Origin of the sequence: Salinivibrio sp. MA351, assembly GCF_001996065.1 — a bacterium.
Classification (GTDB): domain Bacteria; phylum Pseudomonadota; class Gammaproteobacteria; order Enterobacterales; family Vibrionaceae; genus Salinivibrio; species Salinivibrio costicola.
On sequence record NZ_MUFG01000016.1, the window covers coordinates 35,930 to 58,731 of the forward strand.

The following is a 22,802-nucleotide window of genomic DNA, read 5'->3' on the forward strand; positions in this document are numbered from 1 at the left end:
TCAGCAAGGGCGCGCATTTTACGCATTTTTGCTGCGTCTGAAAAGGACAATATTTGAGCATTGATGGCTTGATTTTTCTCGCACTTTTTGTATCAGCCGCGTTTCGCTGATTAATCAAGCATTTCAAGTAGCACGTCAACCATGGCTTACCGACAAAAGTTACTTGTGCGGCAAGCTCATAGCGCGACGATCTGACCGATTAAGTGAGCAACTGGCCGCTTATCCGGCACCACTCTTCACGTTCGACGATCGGGTTAATATCGAGACGATCGCGATAGTGATTAGCAACGTCTTCGGCTTGAGAATCGAGAACGCCAGACATCGCTAGTTGACCATTTGGTTTGATCAGCCCTTTGATCACGGCAGAAAGCTCACGGAGTGGGCCAGCGAGAATATTGGCCACGACCACATCTGCTTTCAGATCGGCTGGTTGGTCTTTCGGGAGATACAGGTGCAGTTGATCGGCAACACCATTACGCTCAGCGTTGTCCTTGGAGGCGAGCAGGGCTTGGGGATCGATATCAATGCCAATGACCCGCTCAGCGCCCAGCTTGATAGCCGCAATGGCTAGAATGCCTGAGCCACAGCCAAAATCAATCACGGTTTTTCCGTTTAGATCCAAGCTATCAAGCCATTCCAAACAAAGGGCCGTGGTTGGGTGAGAGCCGGTGCCAAAGGCGAGTCCAGGATCCAGCATCACGTTGACTGCCGTGTCATCGGGGACCTCACACCAGGTCGGACAGATCCACAGCCGCTCGCCAAATTGAATCGGCTTAAAGTTATCCATCCATGCCCGTTCCCAGTCTTTGTCTTCGAGCTGCTCGATCTTGTGGGCAAAGTTGTCAGCCAGCAATGGGCTCGCGTTTAGTACCGCTAATACGGTATCCATATCGGCTTGTGCATCATACAACGCCATGATGTCAGTTTCGCCCCACAAGCGGGTTTCGCCGGGTAAAGGCTCAAAAACAGGTGTGTCTTTGGCATCAAGGAAGGTCACAGACAACGCGCCGGCTTCTTCCATCAGTAGATCGCCAAGTGCTTCAGCATTGTCGGCATTGGCGTTCAGTTTTAATTGGATCCAAGGCATGGTGAGTCTCGTGTCAGGATAAGGAATACTGAAGATTTTATCAGATCAACACTGTGCATGCTGCAAACAAAAAGCGGCCTACTAACATGCAGGCCGCTTTGCGTCTATTTATCGTTCTACGCTCTGGTCATGACAAGCCGAGCTTCTTCTCGAGGTAATGAATGTTGGCACCACCGCGTTGGAAGTGCTCGTCATTCATAATGTCGATCTGGAGTGGGATATTGGTTTTTATGCCGTCGATCACCGTTTCAGCGAGCGCATTTCTCATGCGAGCAATCGCAACGTCGCGGTTTTCCCCATAACAAATAAGCTTGCCGACCATGGAGTCGTAATGGGGAGGCACGTGATAGCCCGTATAGACATGGGACTCCCAGCGTACACCCATGCCACCTGGCGAATGAAAGCGTTGGATTTGTCCTGGGCTGGGGATAAAGCGCTCTGGATCTTCGGCGTTGATCCGGCACTCGACCGCATGACCACGAATCTGAATATCGTCTTGCGTAAACGACAGCGGCTGACCGGCAGCGATACGCAGTTGCTCTTTAACCAAATCGATACCCGTGACCATTTCTGTCACAGGGTGCTCAACTTGAATACGTGTATTCATCTCGATAAAGAAGAACTCGCCGTTTTCATACAAAAATTCAAAGGTACCGGCGCCGCGATAGCCAATTTCAACACACGCGCGGCAGCAACGTTCACCAATAAACTTACGCATTTCTGCAGTGATCCCTGGTGCAGGGGCTTCTTCGACCACTTTTTGATGGCGGCGTTGCATTGAGCAATCGCGTTCACCGAGATGAATGGCACCACCTTGACCGTCTGCGAGTACCTGCACTTCAACATGACGTGGGTTTTCAAGGAATTTTTCCATGTAAACCATGTCGTTGCTGAACGCGGATTTTGCTTCAGAACGCGTCATGGCAATGGCGTCAATCAGTTCCGATTCGGCACGAACCACACGCATACCACGGCCACCGCCGCCGCCAGACGCTTTGATAATGACGGGATACCCGATACGCTTGGCGATCGCTTTGTTTTTCTCTTGATCGCTACCCAGAGGGCCATCTGAACCTGGCACACAGGGCACGCCCGCTTTTTTCATCGATTCGATCGCGGAGACCTTGTCCCCCATCAGACGAATGGTTTCTGCTCTTGGGCCAACAAACACAAACCCTGAGCGTTCGACTTGCTCGGCGAAATCGGCATTTTCTGATAAGAAGCCGTAGCCAGGATGAATGGCAACGGCACCGGTGATTTCAGCAGCACTGATAATGCGAGGAATGTTCAAGTAGCTTTGATTGCTTGGCGCGGGGCCAATACAGACGGTTTCGTCGGCTAACAAGACATGCTTAAGATCGCGATCTGCGGTGGAATGCACCGCCACGGTTTTAATGCCGAGCTCTTTACAAGCACGCAAAATCCGCAGTGCAATTTCACCACGGTTAGCAATTACAATTTTATCTAACATGCGCCCTCGCTTATTCGATGATCACGAGTGGTTCGTCGAATTCAATGGGCTGGCCGTCTTCACACAGAATTGCTTTCACCACCCCGCTCTTATCGGCTTGGATTTGGTTCATCATTTTCATGGCTTCAACGATACACAAGGCGTCGCCTTCTTTCACTTGGCTGCCGACTTCGACAAATGCTGCCGACTCTGGGCTCGGTGCACGGTAGAAGGTGCCAACCATGGGTGACAGAACCTGATGGCCAGTCGGTTTAGGTGCGCTTGCTGGCTCTGCGGCAGAAGCCTCGGGGGCAGGCGCGGGTGCTGGCGCAGCCGGTGCTGCGTATTGTGGTGCGTACTGTGGCGCAGCCATTTGGGCTGGCGCTGCGGGTGCTGAGCGGCTGATTCGTACTGACTCTTCACCTTCGGCAATCTCGAGTTCGGAGATGCCCGATTCTTCGACAAGTTCGATCAGTTTTTTAATCTTGCGGATATCCATGATACGTCTCTTCTTATGTTTTGTTTTACTGGGCCGCAAACGCGAGGTGGCGTGCGGCAGCTGTTAAGGCGAATTCGTAACCATCAGCCCCTAAGCCACTGATCACGCCGACCGCTTTATCCGACAAATAGGAATGATGTCGGAAGGGTTCGCGGGCGTGAACATTAGATAAATGCACTTCAATAAAGGGAATGTTGACCCCGAGCAGTGCATCGCGTAATGCAACCGAGGTGTGCGTCAAAGCGGCTGGGTTAATAATAATAAAATCCACGCTTTCCATCGCTTGGTGGATTTTATCAATGAGGCTAGCTTCACTGTTGGATTGAAAGTACTCAAGGGTCAATGCCAACCCTGTGGCTTGAGCCTCTAACGCGGCCATGATTTGCGCGAGGGTCTGAGAGCCATAGTGTTCAGGCTCACGGCGTCCGAGCAAGTTAAGGTTCGGGCCGTTTAAGACTAAAATGTGGTTTCTTGTCGGCATCTTGAGGCTTACTTCTCCTATTCGCTAACATCGTGTCAGCTTAGTGTGAATTCCTGCTGGTACGCATGCTGTGATGGTACGCTACATGCGATTTTATCCTTTGTGATAGCAATTATAGAGAATTCACCGCAAATCGCAGCAAAATACTGGTCTAATCAGCACACTTCGTCCTGTTGGTGTTGAAAAAATGCGCGCTAAAGCAGGTTTAGCGGCAAGAATAAAAAAGCCGCCCGTGGGCGGCAAAGGTTGCTAAGCAATCTTTCGTGAGGGTTACACCACACTCTCTTTTTCTGCAATAAGCTTATCCACCACACTCGGGTCGGCAAGGGTAGACGTATCTCCCAAGCTTCCGGTTTCGCCTGTGGCAATTTTACGCAGAATTCGGCGCATGATTTTACCGGAACGTGTTTTAGGGAGCGCATCGGTCCAATGAATGAAATCTGGCGTGGCGATCGGTCCGATTTCTTTTCGCACCCATTCTTTCACTTCTTTATGCAACTCGGCGCTCGGCACTTCACCGGCGTTGAGGGTGATATAGGCATAAATGGCTTGGCCTTTGATATCATGAGGTACCCCGACAATTGCCGCTTCAGCAATCTTATTGAATGCCACCAAAGCGGATTCGACTTCGGCGGTGCCCATTCGGTGCCCGGATATATTGAGTACATCATCAACCCGGCCGGTGATCCAGTAATAACCGTCTTGATCGCGGCGCGCGCCGTCACCGGTAAAATACATGCCTTTGAAGGTCGAGAAGTAAGTCTGCTCGAAGCGATCGTGGTCACCAAATACGGTCCGCATTTGACCGGGCCATGAGTCCAGCATCACCAAGTTACCCTCTGTCGCGCCATCAAGAAGATTGCCCATGTTGTCCACCAGCGCTGGCTGAACACCAAAGAAAGGACGCGTCGCTGAGCCCGGTTTAAGTGGTGTGGCGCCAGGGAGGGGCGTAATCAAAATCCCGCCCGTCTCTGTTTGCCACCAAGTATCGACAATTGGGCAGGCTTGATTACCGATGGTGCTGTGATACCACTCCCAGGCCTCGGGGTTAATGGGCTCGCCGACCGATCCCATGATCCGTAGCGAATTACGTTGGGTGCCGGCAACCGCTTCATTGCCTTTGGCCATCAGTGCGCGAATCGCGGTGGGGGCGGTGTAGAGGATATTGACCTGGTGCTTATCGACCACTTCACTCATTCGCGCCGTGGTCGGGTAGGTGGGGACACCTTCGAATAAAAGGGTTTTTGCCCCGTTCGCGAGCGGGCCATACACCAGATAGCTGTGACCGGTAATCCAGCCGACATCGGCGGTACACCAGAACACCTCGCCGTCTTGATAATCGAAAACGTATTTAAAGGTCATTGCGGCGTAAACCAAGTATCCGCCTGTGGTGTGGAGAACGCCTTTGGGGGTGCCGGTGGAGCCGGAGGTGTAGAGAATGAAAAGGGGATCTTCAGCCTGCATTTCTTCTGCGGGGCAATCCACCGATGCGTTTTCCGTGACCTCATGCCACCAAACATCGCGGTGATGATGCCAATCAATGTCGCCACCTGTGCGCTGGTAGACCACCACTTTTTCGATTGATTTCACGTTGGAGTGGGTTAGCGCTTCATCGACATTTTGCTTTAACGGGACGGCACGGCCACCGCGTACCCCTTCATCCGCAGTTACCACCACTTTCGCGTTCGAGTCAATGATGCGGCCTGCAAGCGCTTCAGGGGAGAAGCCACCGAATACGACGGTATGCACCGCCCCAATGCGCGCACAAGCGAGCATCGCGATGGCCGCTTCCATGACCATCGGCATATACAAGCAAACCACATCGCCTTTTTTAACCCCTTGCGCTTTTAGGGCGTTAGCAAAGCGACCCACGTGCTCGTAAAGGGCTTGGTAAGTCAGGGTCGCATCGTCGTTGGGGTCATCGCCTTCCCAAATCAACGCGATTTGATCGCCTTTGTCTTTTAGGTGGCGATCAATACAGTTAGCCGCCACGTTGAGTGTGCCATCTTCAAACCAGCGAATATCGACATGCCCCGTATCAAAGGACGTGTGCTTGACGTTGCTGTAAGGTTTTATCCAATCAATTATCTGGCCTTGTTCTCGCCAAAATCCCTCAGGGTCGGTAATTGATTGCTGATAGAGAGCTTGATATTTGGCCTCATCAGCGTGTGCCTTTTGTGCAATTGAAGGCATGACGGGATATACGTGACTATCGCTCATCCTGTTTCTCCTCGTGTCCGCGATGCTCCGCGCGGCGCTTCCATGTCGTGAGATGTCAGGCGTTACCGCGGCCTGGCAAACGTAAACCATGCAGTAAAGGTGTGACAGATAAGGCTATCCGGCAATTAGACTTTAGGATGAGCCCCTTGATTTTTAAGTGGATTGTGGTGTTGTCGGGCCAGTTACTGGGCGCTGGATCGCACTTTTATTGCGATTCAAGGGCGCTGGATTACCGAGATTGAGGGATTGGCATCTCGCCTTGCGTCAGGCGAACATAAATCAGGGCCGCTGCTAAGGCATCGTCTAAAGCATCATGGCGAGCAGGAAGGGGAATCTCTAGATGGCGACTGATCGCTTCCATGCTGATGTCATGATAAGCATTAGGGAGTAGGCGCTCTAATTTGCGTTGATAAATGTCGCTGACTTCAATCAGTGGGTTGGGCAGCGGGAAACCAAGATATTGACGGGCATAGCGATCCAAAATGCTTTTGTCGTAGCGGATATGGTAGCCAACTAAAGGATGATTACCGATGAAGTGGATCAGTGAGGTCATGGCCTGCTTGGCACTGACACCATGGACAAGATCTTGATGACGCAATTGATGAATGCGCACGGAGCCGGCGCTTAAACTTTCGGGTGCGGCAAGAGTGAGTGTCAGCGATTGACTGGTCAGAATACGGTTGCCTTTGATCGGTGTCGCCGCAATCGTGACTAACTCGGCATGAGCTGGGTCAAGGCTGGTGGTTTCACAATCCAGTGATATCAGGGTACGTTTATCTGGCGGTAAAAAGAGCGCGCGATAAGGAGAGTGGCGCAACCGATAGCGATACCAATAGCGAGCTAGCTGGTTCACGTTAATCCCTCACATGATAGTGGAATGCGAGGGATTGTTTAAACTTTTTCACCACGTGCAACCCGTGGCGCAACAGATCGCGTTCACTCGACGGTAAGTCGGCCACATCCAGACGGTTACTTTGCTGCTCACCACGAAGTTGTTGGCGTAGACGAAGACGAATAAACAGTTTTAGCGCCTCTGACAGGTTTTCTGCCGTCTCGTCGGCAAGTGTGCCTATCTGGGCCAGTTGCGCGAGCCTCTCAAAGGTATTGGTCTCGGTGATCCCTTTTTCTAAGCTCATGGTGCGAACACCGTGGACGATCGGGAAAATGCCGCCTTTTTTAATATCTAGCCCTTCTTTACTGCTTTTAAGCGAGCCAAACACGGTCAAAGGAACCCGGAAGGCCAGCGCGGGACGCACAAAGGTATTAAGCGCCAACATATTGTCACTTAACGCCTCGTGAAGTGGTGTTTGGATCGCATTAATCAAGCTGAGATCCCCAGCAATCGCCTGGCTATCGGCTAAGATGGCCAAATCCATCACGCTTTGTTCATTGGCACTTTGGACGAGGTTGCGCACGGTTTGTTGCCATTGCGAGGCGGTTTTTACCCATTTGGGGTTGCTGACCATCACATTGCCGGGGCAGGGCGGGTAGCCCAGTTGATAAAGCGTGTGTGAAAAGGCCGCCATGACTTGCTGACAATCCGGCCAGTCCAGGTCATCGGCGAGAATAAGCGCATTATCTTGATCGGTTTTAAGTACTTGCTCGCCCCGTCCTTCTGAGCCCATCACCACCATGCAGCACTGGTTTTGATAGTTCTCGGGCACCAACAAGCGAAAGGCTTTTTCCATGATTTGTTCATTCACGGTAGCGATGAGTTGCATCACAAAGCGGGTATGGATGCCGTTATTAAATAGGGTATGCACCAGTTTGCTCTGGCTATTGGCGGCGATAACTAACTCATCAATGGTTTGGGCGCGCGCAATTTGCAAGTTGAGCACGTGTGAGTGGGTTGAAAATAGGCTCAGCACTTGCGGCAGGTCAAGCATCCCCGCGGTTTGCCCTTGCTGGTCGACCACACGCACACGCTTCACGCGCTGGCGCGTCATACTGATCATGGCGTGAAAAAGAAAGTCACCGCGCTCAACACTGACCACAGGGCGCGTGGCCACCTCGCCAACGGGGGCAGATTGATCATAGCCATCGAGCACCAAAGCGTGTAATAAGTTCGTCCGGGTAATGATCCCGCAGTCTCCATCATCAAACGTCACCAATGCACAGTCACAGCGTTCGGCTTTCATTTGCGCGGTCGCGGCTTTTATCGTCAGCGTTGGGGAAATACATAACGCAGGTTGAATATTACTATCATCAATCCTGGTGAGCATAAATTCGGCGAGGTTTTGTTGCTGACGTGCCTGGACCATTAACGCTTGTCGGCGTTGTAAGTTGGTCTCAAAGTAATCGCGGAAGTCTTGATTACTATGGTAGATCGCAAGAAACACCTCGGCCGGTAGTAGGTGACAAAGCGTATCTTCTAGGGCGCGGTATTGATGTTTGGCGGTGCCGTGCACGAGCGCGGGGACGTCAAATAAATCCTCCGACGTATAGTGAGAAAACACTTCTTTGCCTTCTTCTGAGACTTCTTCGACACTGCCTTTAATAATGATAAACAGCTGCTCACCCGTATCGCCTGCATGGATCAGGCTGTCACCACGTCGAAAATAGCCAACATCCAGCGCTTGTCGACATTGTTTGGCTTGTGCGGGCGTTAGGCAATCAAACGGTGGCTGCGAGGTGTCAAAAGGTTCAGGCATAATCGCACTCCTCACTATGATAGCCTCAGTGTGTCCTAGCCCTCGCGATCCTGCTAGCCGACTTTAGTCTAGCCAGTTACGACGGTTTCATCGACGAGATCAATGTTTTGCCATCAATAAGCGCCGCTTGTGTCTTTTTTTCCCGTCCTATTACTGCGACACTTAGCGCCGTATGTCTCTTAATATGAAGTAATGATATGGCATTAACCCAATGTTCCCCCTTTCGTTGGTTGTCAGAATATTTTGGCGGCTTCTTTTTTTCGTATGGCGTGTATTTGCCGTTTTGGGCGATATGGTTTGAGTCTCTAGGCCTTAATTCGGGTGTGATCGGGACCTTGATTGGGCTTGGTTTTGCTACCCGATGTGTCGCCAACTTAGTGTTTACTCCGCGTGTGCAACAGGTTGAAGCTTTGTTGCCGGCTCTGCGGGCGTTGACCTTGATGGCGTTGGTGACCTGTGCCTTGCATCCTATGATGGGCGCCAATGTGTGGTGGCTAGCTTTCGTCACTGTGTTGTTTAATTTAGCCATTGGTCCAGCGGTGCCCTTGTCTGATGCGTTAGCGAACTATTACGCGCGTCATCGGTATATCGACTATGGTCGTACGCGTCTTTGGGGGTCGATTGCCTTTATTGTCGGTTCGAGCTTAACGGGCTGGTTGGTGACCGAGCAATCGGCGGCAATTATTCCTTGGGTGGCAATCGGTGGCTTATCGGCATGTTTACTGCTGACCTTGCGTCGTCCGACCATCATGCCGCAAAGCGAGCATGATATGACAGGCAGCAAAGTGTCGATGCGTCAGCTATTCGGTGATCGTCAGGTCATTGTATTTTTGCTGATCGCCTCTTTGTTGCAGGGCAGTCATGCCGCCTATTACAGCTTTAGTGCGATTTATTGGAAGCAGGCCGGTTACAGCGAGAGTATCGTCGGTTATTTATGGAGCTTGGGCGTCGTATCAGAAGTGGCCGTATTTGCTCTCGGCGCCCGGCTTTTTAGCGGTTGGTCGTCCAAGTCGTTATTCCAATTGGCTGCGTTAGGCGTATTGATCCGTTGGGGGATAACAGGCACCACCACCGCAGCCATTCCCGTTGTGTTGGTTCAGTTACTCCATGGCGTCACCTTTGCCGGTGCGCACTTGGGTGCCATGCAGTATATTCAGCGTGAATGCGGAACGCGGTTGGTCGCTGCACAAGCTGCTTATAACGCGTTGCCGATGGGCGCGGTGGTCGCGGCTCTTACTACTACAAGTGGGTGGATTTATGCGGTTTCGCCATCGGGAACCTTTTACGCAATGGCGCTGCTTGCGTTGCCTGTTTTTGTGCTCCCATTACGTGAGCCCGAATTTCGACGCGCCAAGCATGCCAGTGTGCAATAAACGGCTTACCGGCTTGCAATAAAGTTAGCTAGAGCGCCCACAAAGCCAGCATTGCATGATTGAGTGGGCGCCGTTGCCGTGGTACACCCAGCCAAAGGATTTGGCACATTATGGCGTCAGGAAGGGAGTCATGACACAAGGCTGGGTAATTGTCTCTGTTTCACTGCTCTATATGGGGGCATTATTTGCCATTGCCTGGTATGGCGATCGCCAGCCGCGCTGGCTTCACAAATGGCGGCCTTGGATTTATAGCCTTTCCATTGCCGTTTATTGCACCTCTTGGACCTTTTTTGGCACCGTTGGCCAAGCGTCCAGCTCTCCATGGTCCTTTTTGCCTATTTACCTTGCGCCGATGTTGGTGTTCACCCTCGGATGGCGCTTTCTCGCTCGTCTCATTCTGATTGCCAAACGCGAACATATCACTTCGATCGCTGACTTTATTGCGGCGCGATATGGCAAGTCTCAGGGACTGGCTGTGATGGTAACGCTGATCGCTGTGGTGGGGGTGCTCCCTTATATTGCGTTGCAACTACGTGGCATTGCCATGGGGCTTGACGTGCTCTCGCCAGAAATGGGGCGGAGTGTTGGCTTAGAACAAACGCAAATTGCGTGGTTGGTGTGTGTCGTTCTCGCCGTTTTTACGGTGTTATTTGGTACTCGACACATTGATAGCACCGAACATCATCGCGGTATGATGATGGCAGTGGCGTTTGAATCTGTCATTAAACTGGTAGCTTTTCTCGGGGTTGGCGTGTTTGTTGTCGCGCTGTTATTCCAAGCGCCGACGTTGCCAATAACGCTTGAAGCATCAGGCATTATCGGTGAGCCCGATGTCGGTAGTTTAATCATTCACACCTTTTTAACGGGCGCCGCGATTATTTGTCTGCCGCGCCAGTTTCATACCATGGTGGTGGAAAACACGCGTGCAAGCGATTTGAATATGGCACGTAAAGTCTTCCCAACCTATCTACTCCTGATGCTAATTTTTGTCCTTCCCATGGCTTATGCCGGGCAAGCGTTATTGCCTGGTACACCGGCAGATGCCTATGTGATCCGCTTGCCCTTATCTGTGGGCGCGGAAGGCATGGCATTACTGGCGTTTATGGGCGGTGCCTCGGCAGCCAGTGGCATGGTGATTGTTTCTACCATTGCGCTGGCCATTATGGTCTCCAATGATCTTGTTATGCCGCTGCTGTTACGGCGTATGAAAATGGCCTCTCGCAACTTCGCGCAATTTTCTGGTTTATTACTCAACGTCCGTCGCGCGCTGATTTTCTTGATTTTGATTGCCGCCTGGGGCTTCTATCATTTGATTTTAACCGTCCCAACCTTGTCAGAAATTGGCTTTCTGTCTTTTGCTGCCATCGCGCAATTTGCACCTGCCATAGTTGGCGCCTTGTATTGGCGGCAAGGAAATAAAAAAGGGGTGTACGCTGGGTTGACGGTCGGATTTTCGCTTTGGTTGGTGACCATGATGGTCCAAACCGGGATGCTGGCAGGGGATGGGCAATCCAATATGCTTATCTGGCTGATTACGCCACCATCATTACCTCCACTCGCCGGGCTTAATATTATTGATTGGGGGTTGGCCTTTAGCGTCTTGATGAATGCCGCCAGCTTTATCCTTGTGTCTTTATTAACACGACCGTCACTGAGTGAGCGCTTGCAAGCCGCCGCATTTGTCGGCATGCCATTACCCGAAAACGATGGTGCGCGCTTGTATCAAAGCCGAGTCACGGTCGCAGAGCTTGAGATGCTGGCGTCACGTTTCGTGGGGCGTCGACGCATGCGCCAGGCTTTTAGCCAATTTGCTGAGCAGCGCGGTGAGGAGTTAATGCCACAGCAACAGGCCAGCGCCCCTTTAATTCGTCATACCGAGCGGGTGCTGGCGGGCGTGTTTGGATCGTCATCCGCTCGGCTGGTGCTGTCTTCTGCACTACAAGGACGAAATATGCAGCTGGAGGAAATTGCCACCATCGTGGATGAAGCCTCTGAGTTGTTTGATTTTTCTCGCGGTCTTTTGCAAGGCGCCATTGAGCATATCAATCAAGGGATATCGGTGGTGGATAAACAATTACGGCTAGTGGCGTGGAATCAGCGTTATATCGATATGTTCCAATTCCCACCTGGGCTTATTCAAGTCGGACGACCGGTCGCAGACTTAATCCGGTTCAATGCTCAGCGGGGATTGTGTGGGCCGGGCGATCCGGAGGATCATGTGAGCAAACGAGTGATGCACTTAACGCGGCGAAAGCCGCATACGTCCTCGCGTGTTCATCCCGACGGGCGCGTGATTGAATTGCAAGGTAATCCGATGCCGGGCGGGGGCTTTGTCATGACCTTTACCGATATCACCGCGTTCCGCGATGCCGAAGCCGCGCTCAAACAGTCAAACGAAACCTTGGAAGCGCGTGTGACTGAGCGAACCCAGGAATTGGAGCGCTTGAATAGCCGTTTAATCGATGCCACCCGTAAAGCGGAATCTGCCTCGCAGTCAAAAAGCCGTTTTTTAGCCGCAGTGAGTCACGACTTAATGCAACCGCTCAATGCGGCGCGCTTGTTTGCCTCATCACTGAGTGAAATGGCGGTCAACCGTGAAACAGAAACCGCCGCGCAGCATATCGAAAGTGCGCTCGAAAGTGCTGAGGTATTGATTGGAGACTTATTGGACATTTCTCGTCTTGAATCGGGCAAGATGAAAGCCCGGATTGAATCCTTTCCATTGAGTGAAGTCTTTGATGCGCTTGAAGCGGAATTTGGAGTGTTAGCACACCGACAAGGCCTCGATTTTCATGTCTGCCGCAGCCGGGCCATTGTGCGCTCTGATAAAACCCTCCTACGGCGAGTATTGCAAAACTTCTTAACCAATGCCTTTCGCTACAACCCAGACGGACGGGTGTTATTGGGCGTGCGCCGTACCGGCCATGATTATCGAATCGAGGTTTGGGATGATGGGGATGGGATCCCGTTGGCTCGCCAGCAAGATATTTTTCAAGAGTTCACTCGGATTGAGCGCCAAGGTGCAGAGCAGGGGCTGGGACTGGGGTTGGCTATCGCGAAAGGCATTAGCCAAATCTTGTCTCAACCGTTGGGACTGCAGTCATGGCCAGGCAAGGGGACTGTTTTTTCTATCACCGTTGATGGCAGTGATATCCGCGAAGTGAATGCTATTCCGAAAGGCGCCACACCAACGCTGCACAGCGCCCAGGCGTTGGAAGGATGCCGAGTATTATGCGTTGATAATGAACAAGATATTTTGACCGGAATGACCCAGCTTTTATCACGTTGGGGCTGTGATGTGCGGTGCGCGCAAGATGTTGGCGAGGCTATGCAGCAAATCAGTGAACAATGGCAACCTGAATTTGTGCTGAGTGACTATCATTTAGCCAACCAACAAACGGGCCTACAAGTATTACAGCAATGCCAGCTAAAGTTGGGCGCTTGTTTTCATGGCGTAATGATCAGCGCTGACCGCAGTGCTGAAACACAACAGGCGGTAACAGGACTAGGCTTTACGTATCTGTCTAAGCCCGTGAAGCCGCTGAAGCTACGGACCCTATTACAACAGCGAGGAAAATAATGACGCCATTTGCATTCGCGCGCCTTGAAACCGATATCGGTACCGTCAAGGTCGAAGGACGATTTGATCCTATTGATGGTCATATTGAAGTCGATGAACTTGCTCACTTGGATGGCGACGGGTGGGCCGATGTGAACCATTGGCTTGCCGAACAAGCTTATGAACACAAAATCGCTATGATTATTGCCGCGATTCGACCTGCCGTGATGTCGCTGAATAGCTAGTGGCTCCCTTCGCTGGGGCCATCATCGTATCATCAATTATGACGCATTTTGTCGTCGGCTATGATGCGTCTTGGGCTTGCTGGTGTTCGGTATAAAAGGTCTTGTGCTCGATAAACGTAGCAGGTGTTTGCGCAAAATAATGACTACCCGCCATGCTCACCGCGACGCGGATTTGTGCATCATTACTCTTTGGTGCCGGCAGTGATACGAGCCAGTGGGTACCTTTATCACCGGTGGCTTGCATTGCTTGGGGCGAGGTCTGTGCCAGGCCAATACGAACACCTTCTAAAGGCAACTCACTGATCAGCCGCAACGTCAGCTGATTATCCTCGATCCCTTGTGACTCCAGTTTGAGTTTCATATCACCATTTTCGAGCTGACAAAATCCGCTGGTATAGCGACAGTTGGAACGGACAGCAAGCGGGTAGCTTTTCCCCGGTTGGGCCGCCTTGGGCGCTTCAGACACACTGGCATCGACCGCAAAATAGGCTATCACTGCGAGCACTGGCGCGATTAGCATCGCGATAACTACATGCTTGTTGGTTAATAAACGCGTTATCGTTGACATCATGCCTCTCCTTGGCTGGACATAATCGGTCGTTTAAAAGCCCCCGAAGGGGCTTGGATAGTTTAACATTGTATCAGTGTGATTGCGCATCACCCGCACCCGATGGCATGCGAACGTGTTCGACTAAGTCTTGCACCTCTTGCGGTGTTTCCTTCGTCATGCGTGACACAATGATAGCGACAACAAAGTTGCAGACTGCCCCGACTGCACCAAAGGCATTGGGTTCAATCCCTAAGATCCAGTTGCTGCCTAAGCCTTCAAAGTAGGTCCAATCAGCGACAAACAGAATCCCTTTATGTTGGAAGACATAGAACAGGGTGACACTGATCCCCGCTACCATACCCGCAATTGCGCCCTCTTTATTGATGGTTTTGGTGAAGATCCCCATCATCAGTACCGGGAATATCGATGACGCAGCCAAACCAAAGGCAAGTGCCACTGTCCCGGCCGCAAAGCCTGGTGGATTGAGCCCCAAGTATCCAGCGCCGGCAATCGCTAATGCCATGGATATCCGGCTCGCCATCAGCTCGCCTTTTTCACTGATATTCGGATTGACGACCCCTTTAATCAGATCATGGGATATCGCGGACGATATAGCCAATAATAACCCGGCTGCGGTCGATAAAGCGGCCGCCAGGCCACCGGCGGCAATCAAGGCGATCACCCAGTTAGGCAGTTTGGCGATTTCGGGGTTGGCCAGGACAATAATATCGCGGTCAACGCGTAATTCGTTGGTTGCCGGATCCGACGTGTACTGAATTTTTTGATCGCCGTTTTTATCATCAAAACCAAGTAGCCCGGTTTTTTCCCAGTTTTTGAACCAGTCTGGACGCTCGTCATAGACAAGATTGTCGCCATTAGGCAGATTCACAGTGTCCATTAAGTTCAAGCGCGCCATTGCCGCGACCGCAGGTGCTGAGGTGTACAAAATCGCGATAAAGAACAGCGCCCAACCCGCAGAAGCCCGAGCATCACGTACCTTAGGCACGGTAAAGAAACGGATAATGACGTGGGGTAAGCCAGCAGTACCAATCATCAGTGACATGGTGTAGGCAAACATATTGAGCGTACTGCCACGCACTGCGGTGGTGTATTCCACAAAGCCAAGTTCGGTGACCACCTGATCCAGTCGATCGAGCAGATACTGATCGGTGCCCGCCATGGTGCTACCGAGACCCAGTTGTGGGAACGGATTACCAGTCAAGTTAAGGGAAATAAAGATTGCGGGAATGGTGTAAGCTAAAATGAGTACGCAATATTGAGCAATTTGGGTATAAGTAATGCCTTTCATCCCGCCCATCACGGAATACATAAAGACGATCACCATACCGATTAATAGCCCAGTGGAGTAATCCACTTCTAAAAAGCGACCAAAAGCCACCCCAACCCCTTTCATCTGACCGATAACATACGTCACCGAGGCGATGATTAAGCAGATGACAGCGACGATACGTGCGGTTTTTGAATAAAAGCGCTCACCGACAAACTCTGGCACGGTAAATTTGCCAAACTTACGGAGATAAGGCGCGAGCAGCAATGCAAGAAGCACGAAGCCGCCAGTCCAACCCATTAAAAACACCGAACCGCCATAACCCATAAAGGCAATTAAGCCGGCCATTGAAATAAAGGAAGCGGCTGACATCCAGTCTGCAGCGGTAGCCATCCCGTTTGCGATGGGGTTGACCCCGCCGCCCGCGACGTAAAACTCCTTAGTGGAGCCTGCGCGTGCCCAAATTGCAATCCCGATGTAGAGTGCGAATGTGAACCCGACAACAATATAAGTAATGGTTCTTAAATCCATGTGTTTATCCTCTTACTCGTCGTCAACACCGAACTCGCGATCGAGTTTGCGCATTTGTTTGGTATACACAAAAATGATGCCGAGGAAGGTATAAATCGATCCCTGCTGAGCAAACCAGAATCCTAATTTGTAGCCGCCAATTTGAATGGTATTGAGAGCATCAACGAATAAGATCCCGCAGCCAAATGAGACCACAAACCAGACAATCAATAAGCTGATCATCAGTTTTACGTTTCTGTCCCAGTAGGCTTTTGCGTGTTCCTTGCTTTGAAACGCCATCGCCTTCTCCTTGTTTATTACGTTAATGGAATGTTACGTAATGACGATAGYAGGGGTTAGGCAAAGCGACATTGCAACTTTAGTCGAGCTTAGTTGTAGGCAATCGCAGGAAAAATCAGGTGTTTTGTGAGGTAGGTTGGGCTGGCTCCGTGTGAGCCAGCCAAGGCTTTCGCCAAAGGTCTAACTTAAGTGGTAAAACTTTTGGACCCCTTCGAGTAAATTAGCCACTGCCACCGAGGCGAGAATCAGCCCCATTACGCGACTGATAATAGAAGCGCCCACATTACCAATCACTTTGTGAATCACATTGGCCCCGAGGAGTAAAGCCAAGGTCGCGAGCAGAACTAAAAACATCACTCCCGCGGTGATCGCTTGTTCAGCAATGGCATAGCGGTTGTTATCGGTGAGCATCACAATGGCCATCATGGCGCCAGGGGAGGCAATGGAAGGCACAGCCAAGGGGTAAACGGCCGTTGCCGCTATCTCGGCTTTATCCACGTTTTCGCTCAGCATTTTGGCCTCTTGGCTGGGTTTGCCTTCGCCGAAAATCATGGTCAGAGCAAAAAGAAGGAGTACTAAACCGCCCGCGGCTTGAAATGCGGGCAGTGGAATTTGCATCGCTTCTAACAAAATCTGACCAATAATGAGAAAGAAAAGCAAAATAGCAAAGGAAATAGTGACGGCTTTAATGGCAACGCGGCGTTTTTGTTTCGCCGTCATATGGCTGGTTTGCGAGAGATAAATGGGCACGCTACCGATAGGATCGATCACGGCCCATAAGATCACGAATTGTGTAGCCAGAATACTTAGCATGGGCGCTCCATAATGGGGTCGAGGGCGCTAGCGTATCAAAGTTCTATATTGGATTGCTGCAATAAAATCACCGCTTGCGTACGATTTTTCACCCCGAGCTTGCGGAAAATAGCCGTCATATGCGCTTTGATGGTGGCTTCGGAAACGGCGAGATCGTAAGCGATTTGTTTATTGAGCAGACCGTCACAGAGCATCCGCAACACCTTATACTGCTGCGGTGTCAGCGCTGCGAGTTTGCTAGATAGGCTCTCGCTGTCATCCTCCTCGCCGAGATCATCAGGAAAACAAGGCGTTCCCTCGAGTACCTGGGTTAATGATTGTACCAAGGCGCGCATATCGCTGGACTTAGGGATAAAGCCAAACGCACCATGTGAATGCACTTGACGGATCACATTGCGTTCTTCGCTGGCAGAGACGACGACAATGGGCAGGTTAGGATATTGGTTGCGCAGCTCAATCAGACCGGACATGCCGTTAGCGCCGGGCATTTTGAGGTCGAGTAAGACTAAATCGACGTCAGCATCTCGTGCGAGTATTTTATGCAAGCTATCTAAGCTATCTGCTTCCAACAGGTTGGCACCGCTTATCGCCATATGCACAGATTGAAATAAGGCATTTCGAAATAGTGGATGATCATCAGCAATAACGATGGTGTGTTGCGCTTCCATAATGCGGCTATCTTTCCCTTCAGTTTCTTTCAACCTATCACCCGATGCAGGGCTTATCAATTTTGTAACAAGAGAACTAAGAGATTGATCATTGCTTGCTTTTTACTGACGGCATAAGTGCATGTTCATTGAGGTGAGCGAGAAATGCCTCAGGAGGTAAAAAGCCGATTATACGCGCCGCTTGATTTCGTTCCCCCGTGGGAAGCCAAAAATCGAGAGTCGGTAAGCCTGCCACCGCTTGGCTACGCATCAAGGCAAAATCTTCCGGACGGTTTTCACTCAGGTTCACTTTAATTCGGTGCATAGTACTAAGTGGCTTAGCCACTGCCGGATCAGTGAATGTCTTTTGCGCAAACTGTTTGCATGGAATGCACCAGTCGGCGTAATAGTCGACAAAGGCGACTTGTTGATTGGTAGCGGCTTTGGCAAGTTCAGCCTCAAGCGCGGCTTGGCTATTAACGGTCACAAACGTTGGCGCCGTGACGGTATGCGATGTTGTCGCAGGGACGGTAGCTTGTTGCGAGCGAACAATATAAAGCGCACTGGCGCCTAATGCGGCAACCAACAATCCAGCAGTCAATGCGACACGGCGACGCTGTCTCATATGTTTTCCTTTTCACGCTAATAGGATGAGTATACACACATACCATGACTTGCTTAGAAAAAGGAAATGACGGCATCAAGATGTTTGCCCGCAGAGACGCACTGCCCCATCAGTGGCAGTGCGTCGCCGACGCTTAGGCGCGTTTTTTCGCGCGCCCTTGTACGGCTTTAAAACGCGGATTCGTTTTGCAAATGACAAACATGCGTCCGCGACGACGGACAACCTGGCAATCAGGGTGACGCTGGCGGGCGCTTTTCAGTGAGTTCAATACCTTCATGACGACGCCTTTTGACTGCGACCAATTTGGCCAAACTTGCGCGCAAAGTTGGCGGCGCGCCCCTCTTTATTGGCAGCGCGTTGTTTACCTGTGTACACCGGATGTGAAGCGCTCGAGATATCCAACGGGTAGTAAGGATAGGTTTTGCCATCTTGCCACTCAATGGTGCGTGATGTTTGCAAGGTTGATCCGATTATAAAATAGGCGTCAACGCTGGTGTCATGAAAAACGACAGAGCGGTACTCGGGATGGATATTGGCTTGCATAATGACTCCTTATTAATTGTTATGATATAACATAACAATTAAAAGCAGGAAAGAAAAGCCTGCCTAGTGTCTAGGTTAAAGATCTCAATTTCCGAACTTTTTGTTGTCAGTTCGCGAAAAGTGTTACTTTTTCTTACTTGAATCAACATACGCGTTACGGGGCCTGGTTAGACTTTGGCCATGGTGCTGGGCGCGTTTGCTCTCGTGTGTGAACGCGACGTAGTGGGAAAGTCTATCCAAAGTAGGAGAAAATTATGTTTTTGGTTGAGTTATTAGTGGTACTCAGCTGCATCTTAGTGGGTGCCCGTATCGGCGGCATCGGTTTAGGTGTGATGGGCGGGCTTGGACTTTTAGTGTTGAGCTTTGTGTTCGGGTTGCAACCGACGCATCCTCCGATTGATGTTTTATTAATGATCATGGCGGTAGTTGCCGCCGCCGCGACCATGCAAGCGGCAGGGGGCCTCGATTTTTTAATTAAAATTGCCAGTGGCATTCTGCGCAAAAATCCACGTCATATTACTTTTGTTGCGCCTTTAGTGACGTATGTCTTTACCATGATGGCAGGGACGGGACACGTGGCGTACTCGGTGTTGCCAGTTATTGCCGAAGTGAGCCGCAAAAGCGGGATTCGTCCTGCCCGCCCTCTCGGTATGGCGGTGATTGCCTCACAGTTTGCGATTGTGGCCAGCCCGATTGCCGCTGCTGTGGTTGCATGTGTCGCCTTTTTAGAGCCTCAAGGCATCACACTAACAGATGTTCTATCAGTGACCATTCCTAGCACCTTTATCGGTTTGGCGCTGGCGTGTGTGATCGTGAATAAACTGGGCAAAGAGCTTAAAGACGATCCTGAATATCAACGTCGCCTGCAAGATCCCGCGTTTCGTCAGGAAATGGAAGCTGACCTCGCGGTCGAAGATATCGAAGTCACGTCGGAGGCGAAAAAATCGGTCGCATTGTTCTTATTCGGTGCGTTAGCCGTGGTCATTATGGGGGCTTTCCCTGCTTTGCGTCCGGCATTTGATGGTGAGCCAATGGGCATGGCCCACACCATTGAAATCGTCATGTTGTCGGTTGCTGCGTTAATTATTCTGACTTGTAAACCAGACGGTAATGCGATTAGCCAAGGCTCAGTATTCCATGCTGGGATGCGTGCCATCGTTGCTATCTTTGGTATTGCTTGGTTAGGGGATACCTTGGTTGCCGGCCATCTAGATATGGTCAAAGACGCGGTATCTGGCTTGGTTGAAGTGGCGCCCTGGACATTTGCTTTTGCCTTATTTGCTCTATCAGTGATGGTGAATAGTCAAGGTGCAACGACGGCGGTGCTTGTTCCAGTAGCGATTTCGCTTGGCTTACCTCCTTCGATGATCATTGCCACCTTTGTTGCGGTAAATGGTTATTTCTTCGTCCCGAACTATGGTCCGATTATCGCTTCTATTGATTTTGACCGCACCGGTACTACGCGGATTGGTAAGTATGTTTTCAACCATAGCTTTATGTTGCCAGGCTTACTGAGCATGGTCTTCAGTATTGCATGTGGTTTGTTGATTACCCAGGTGTTGTAGCGGCTGTTTCACCGGCATGAAAAAGGGCGCTATAAGCGCCCTTTGTTGTTTTATGGTTGTTGTGATTTTGACCGACTAAGCGTTAAAGCGTTTACCGCGGTATTTGGGGTGCATGAGGTTCTCAACGGAGAAAATCTCATCAAGCTCAGACTCTGTCATCAAACCACGCTCGAGTATCACCTCTTTAACACTTTTACCGGTTTCAGCACAAATCTTGCCGACAATATCGCCTTCGTGATGACCGATAAAGGGGTTGAGATAGGTGATAATCCCAATCGAGTTATGTACGTAGTGCTCGCACACTTCTTGGTTGACGGTAATGCCGCTGACGCATTTTTCGCCGAGGTTACGGCAGCCGTTTGCTAATATCGAGATCGATTCAAACAGCGCCTGCCCAATTACGGGCTCCATCACGTTAAGCTGAAGTTGGCCGGCTTCGGCAGCAAAGGTGATGGTAGTGTCGTTCCCCATGACTCGATAACAAACCTGATTGACTACTTCAGGGATCACCGGGTTGACCTTGGCAGGCATGATGGATGAACCGGCTTGCATTTCAGGCAAGTTAATTTCATTCAGTCCTGCACGAGGGCCAGAAGAAAGTAGGCGTAAATCATTACAGATCTTCGATAGTTTGACCGCCAGGCGTTTTAGCGCGCCATGCACCATGACATAGGACCCACAGTCTGAGGTGGCTTCAATCAAATCTTCTGCCGGGATACAAGGTAAACCAGTAATCTCTGCAAGACGTTTCACCGCCAGTTGCTGGTAACCTTCTGCAGCATTCAACTTCGTCCCGATCGCGGTGGCGCCTAAGTTCACTTCTAAAAGCAGGGCCGCCGTATATTTGATGTTTTTAATCTCTTCACGCAGCAGCACAGAGAAGGCTTTGAACTCTTGTCCCACTGTCATCGGCACCGCATCTTGCAGCTGGGTACGGCCCATTTTTATGACATGAGCGTACGTGTCTGCTTTGACATCGAATTCTTTTTGTAAGTAATCAATCGCATCCATCAGTTTGAGAATGCTGTTATATACCGCAATTCGAAATCCGGTTGGATACGCACAGTTAGTGGATTGGCTCTTGTTGACGTGATCGTTAGGGTTAATCACATCATAATCGCCTTTCTCGTGCCCCATCAGTTCAAGCGCAAGGTTGGCAATTACCTCGTTGGCGTTCATGTTTACCGAGGTGCCTGCGCCGCCTTGAAAGACATCCGAGGGGAACTGATCCATGCATTTGCCGGTTTCCAACATCTGGTCACAGGCTTTGATGATGTAATCACCGACGTCAGCAGGGATCACGCCAAGTTCTTGGTTGGCCATTGCGGCGGCCTTTTTGGTGTAAACCATGCCGCGTACGAAATCTGGGATATCAGAAATACGGGTGCTTGAAATAGTGAAGTTCTCAATCGCGCGCAAGGTATGAATGCCATAATACGCATCTGCAGGCACCGCTCGTTGGCCGAGTAAGTCCTCTTCCAAGCGGGTGGCAGTGGTTTGCGTAGGGGTATCATTGGGGGTAATAATCGTCTGAGACATGCGTTGGCCTTAACATCAAGTTATTATAATGATTAAAACGTCGCCACAAATATTGCTGTAGAATCCATTCCTCAGAGATTTTGGCTGGATGTATCGTCTATTACATCGTTTCAACCCATATTACAGCACATGATGCGGTTGAAATGGCTGACTTCCGTCACAGCTGTAACATGATGACTAAACAAAATGCGCTTTCTTGCGCTGGGATTCAAGCAGTAAATACAGGATCCCGGTTCGGCTTTTGCCTTATTTTGATGTTAGGATGAAACGTCAATTTTTAGCGCGAGGTGAACCGTGTTTCCAGTCTTACTACTGCTATTTATTCTGGTCCCAGTGATCGAAATTGGCCTATTTATTCAGGTCGGCGGCTGGCTGGGCTTGTGGCCGACCTTGGCGTTGGTTCTGATCACGGCATTTGTCGGTGCGTCTTTGGTCCGTAATCAGGGGTTGATGACGCTAGCCTCGGTGCAGGATAGGCTCAATCGCGGTGAGTTACCGGCGCAGCAAATCCTTGAAGGCGTGATGCTTGCGGTAGCAGGTGTCTTGCTGTTGACGCCAGGCTTTATGACCGATGCGATGGGGATGTTGGTGCTGCTACCAGCACCGCGTGCGGCGCTCGCCAAACAAGTGATGAAACGGGTCACTGTGTCTCAAGCGGGCTTTGGCCAAGGCGGCTTCCACCAAGGGGGTAATACGCAAGGCCCCTTTGGTGACGATCCTTTCCGTCGTGGCGGGCGCGATGACGATGGCAACACCTTTGAAGGTGAGTACGAGCGTAAAGACGATGACGACGATGACAATCATCGCCTAAGATAACGTTTACGTTGTAAAAAATATCGACAAAAATGGCCGCACAC

At 50.8% G+C, this 22,802-nt stretch carries 21 protein-coding genes; 5 read left to right on the forward strand and 16 right to left on the reverse strand.

Annotation, left to right across the window (positions count from 1 at the left end; genetic code table 11):
• Positions 1-199: 199 nt before the first annotated feature.
• The 7 genes from prmA to BZG78_RS09830 form a co-directional block, all read right to left on the reverse strand.
• On the reverse strand, positions 200-1,087 hold the full coding sequence (gene prmA / locus BZG78_RS09800; RefSeq protein WP_077661085.1) for a 50S ribosomal protein L11 methyltransferase: 888 nt from the start codon (positions 1,085-1,087) through the stop codon (positions 200-202).
• 127 nt (positions 1,088-1,214) lie between these two features.
• Entirely contained in the window at positions 1,215-2,558 is a 1,344-nt protein-coding gene (gene accC, locus BZG78_RS09805) for an acetyl-CoA carboxylase biotin carboxylase subunit (protein ID WP_021024109.1), read from the reverse strand.
• Positions 2,559-2,568: 10 nt separating this feature from the next.
• The gene (gene accB / locus BZG78_RS09810) at positions 2,569-3,036 is read right to left on the reverse strand and encodes an acetyl-CoA carboxylase biotin carboxyl carrier protein (protein ID WP_077461891.1); all 468 of its coding nucleotides are present in this window, start codon (positions 3,034-3,036) and stop codon (positions 2,569-2,571) included.
• A 25-nt stretch (positions 3,037-3,061) separates the two neighbouring features.
• A complete protein-coding gene (gene aroQ, locus BZG78_RS09815; protein WP_077661086.1) occupies positions 3,062-3,517 on the reverse strand; it encodes a type II 3-dehydroquinate dehydratase in 456 nt (151 codons plus the stop codon).
• Positions 3,518-3,787: 270 nt separating this feature from the next.
• Entirely contained in the window at positions 3,788-5,737 is a 1,950-nt protein-coding gene (acs, locus tag BZG78_RS09820) for an acetate--CoA ligase (protein WP_077661087.1), read from the reverse strand.
• 229 nt (positions 5,738-5,966) lie between these two features.
• Complete coding sequence (locus BZG78_RS09825) at positions 5,967-6,590, reverse strand: 3'-5' exonuclease (protein ID WP_077661088.1); 624 nt, start codon at positions 6,588-6,590, stop codon at positions 5,967-5,969.
• A gap of 1 nt (position 6,591) precedes the next feature.
• Positions 6,592-8,388, reverse strand: coding sequence for a DUF294 nucleotidyltransferase-like domain-containing protein (locus tag BZG78_RS09830; RefSeq protein ID WP_077661089.1), 1,797 nt, complete (start codon positions 8,386-8,388; stop codon positions 6,592-6,594).
• Between the two features lie 197 nt (positions 8,389-8,585).
• Between BZG78_RS09830 and BZG78_RS09835 the strand changes: the two genes are divergently transcribed.
• The 3 genes from BZG78_RS09835 to BZG78_RS09845 all read left to right on the forward strand — a co-directional run bounded on the left by BZG78_RS09835 (position 8,586) and on the right by BZG78_RS09845 (position 13,565).
• Positions 8,586-9,761, forward strand: a complete 1,176-nt coding sequence (locus tag BZG78_RS09835) for a 3-phenylpropionate MFS transporter (protein ID WP_077661090.1) — start codon at positions 8,586-8,588, stop codon at positions 9,759-9,761.
• Between the two features lie 130 nt (positions 9,762-9,891).
• A complete protein-coding gene (locus BZG78_RS09840; protein WP_077661091.1) occupies positions 9,892-13,341 on the forward strand; it encodes a hybrid sensor histidine kinase/response regulator in 3,450 nt (1,149 codons plus the stop codon).
• Positions 13,341-13,565, forward strand: coding sequence for a hypothetical protein (locus BZG78_RS09845; protein WP_077661092.1), 225 nt, complete (start codon positions 13,341-13,343; stop codon positions 13,563-13,565). The genes BZG78_RS09840 and BZG78_RS09845 overlap by 1 nt, the downstream gene beginning before the upstream one ends.
• A 58-nt stretch (positions 13,566-13,623) precedes the next feature.
• Here the strand turns inward: BZG78_RS09845 and BZG78_RS09850 are convergent, their stop codons facing one another.
• The 8 genes from BZG78_RS09850 to BZG78_RS09885 form a co-directional block, all read right to left on the reverse strand.
• On the reverse strand, positions 13,624-14,136 hold the full coding sequence (locus tag BZG78_RS09850; RefSeq protein WP_242413011.1) for a hypothetical protein: 513 nt from the start codon (positions 14,134-14,136) through the stop codon (positions 13,624-13,626).
• A gap of 70 nt (positions 14,137-14,206) precedes the next feature.
• Complete coding sequence (locus BZG78_RS09855) at positions 14,207-15,934, reverse strand: sodium:solute symporter family protein (protein ID WP_021024099.1); 1,728 nt, start codon at positions 15,932-15,934, stop codon at positions 14,207-14,209.
• Positions 15,935-15,946: 12 nt separating this feature from the next.
• The gene (locus BZG78_RS09860; protein ID WP_021024098.1) at positions 15,947-16,213 is read right to left on the reverse strand and encodes a DUF4212 domain-containing protein; all 267 of its coding nucleotides are present in this window, start codon (positions 16,211-16,213) and stop codon (positions 15,947-15,949) included.
• 180 nt (positions 16,214-16,393) lie between these two features.
• A complete protein-coding gene (locus tag BZG78_RS09865) occupies positions 16,394-17,026 on the reverse strand; it encodes a MarC family protein (RefSeq protein ID WP_021024097.1) in 633 nt (210 codons plus the stop codon).
• A gap of 35 nt (positions 17,027-17,061) precedes the next feature.
• Complete coding sequence (locus tag BZG78_RS09870) at positions 17,062-17,694, reverse strand: response regulator transcription factor (RefSeq protein WP_021024096.1); 633 nt, start codon at positions 17,692-17,694, stop codon at positions 17,062-17,064.
• An 88-nt stretch (positions 17,695-17,782) separates the two neighbouring features.
• Positions 17,783-18,298: a thioredoxin fold domain-containing protein gene (locus BZG78_RS09875; RefSeq protein ID WP_077661094.1), complete on the reverse strand. Its 516-nt coding sequence runs from the start codon at positions 18,296-18,298 to the stop codon at positions 17,783-17,785.
• Between the two features lie 133 nt (positions 18,299-18,431).
• On the reverse strand, positions 18,432-18,575 hold the full coding sequence (gene ykgO / locus BZG78_RS09880) for a type B 50S ribosomal protein L36 (protein ID WP_021024094.1): 144 nt from the start codon (positions 18,573-18,575) through the stop codon (positions 18,432-18,434).
• Positions 18,572-18,841 (reverse strand): type B 50S ribosomal protein L31, encoded by a 270-nt coding sequence (locus BZG78_RS09885; RefSeq protein WP_077661095.1) that lies wholly within the window; start codon positions 18,839-18,841, stop codon positions 18,572-18,574. The genes ykgO and BZG78_RS09885 overlap by 4 nt, the downstream gene beginning before the upstream one ends.
• 254 nt (positions 18,842-19,095) lie before the next feature.
• Between BZG78_RS09885 and BZG78_RS09890 the strand changes: the two genes are divergently transcribed.
• Positions 19,096-20,406 carry an anaerobic C4-dicarboxylate transporter gene (locus tag BZG78_RS09890; protein ID WP_077661096.1) on the forward strand — a complete coding sequence of 437 codons (1,311 nt, stop codon included), beginning with the start codon at positions 19,096-19,098 and terminating at the stop codon, positions 20,404-20,406.
• 75 nt (positions 20,407-20,481) lie between these two features.
• On the opposite strand, the gene aspA is transcribed toward BZG78_RS09890, so the two are convergent.
• Positions 20,482-21,945, reverse strand: a complete 1,464-nt coding sequence (gene aspA, locus BZG78_RS09895) for an aspartate ammonia-lyase (RefSeq protein WP_021024091.1) — start codon at positions 21,943-21,945, stop codon at positions 20,482-20,484.
• A 294-nt stretch (positions 21,946-22,239) separates the two neighbouring features.
• Between aspA and BZG78_RS09900 the strand changes: the two genes are divergently transcribed.
• Positions 22,240-22,761: an FxsA family protein gene (locus BZG78_RS09900; RefSeq protein WP_021024090.1), complete on the forward strand. Its 522-nt coding sequence runs from the start codon at positions 22,240-22,242 to the stop codon at positions 22,759-22,761.
• Positions 22,762-22,802: the final 41 nt, after the last annotated feature.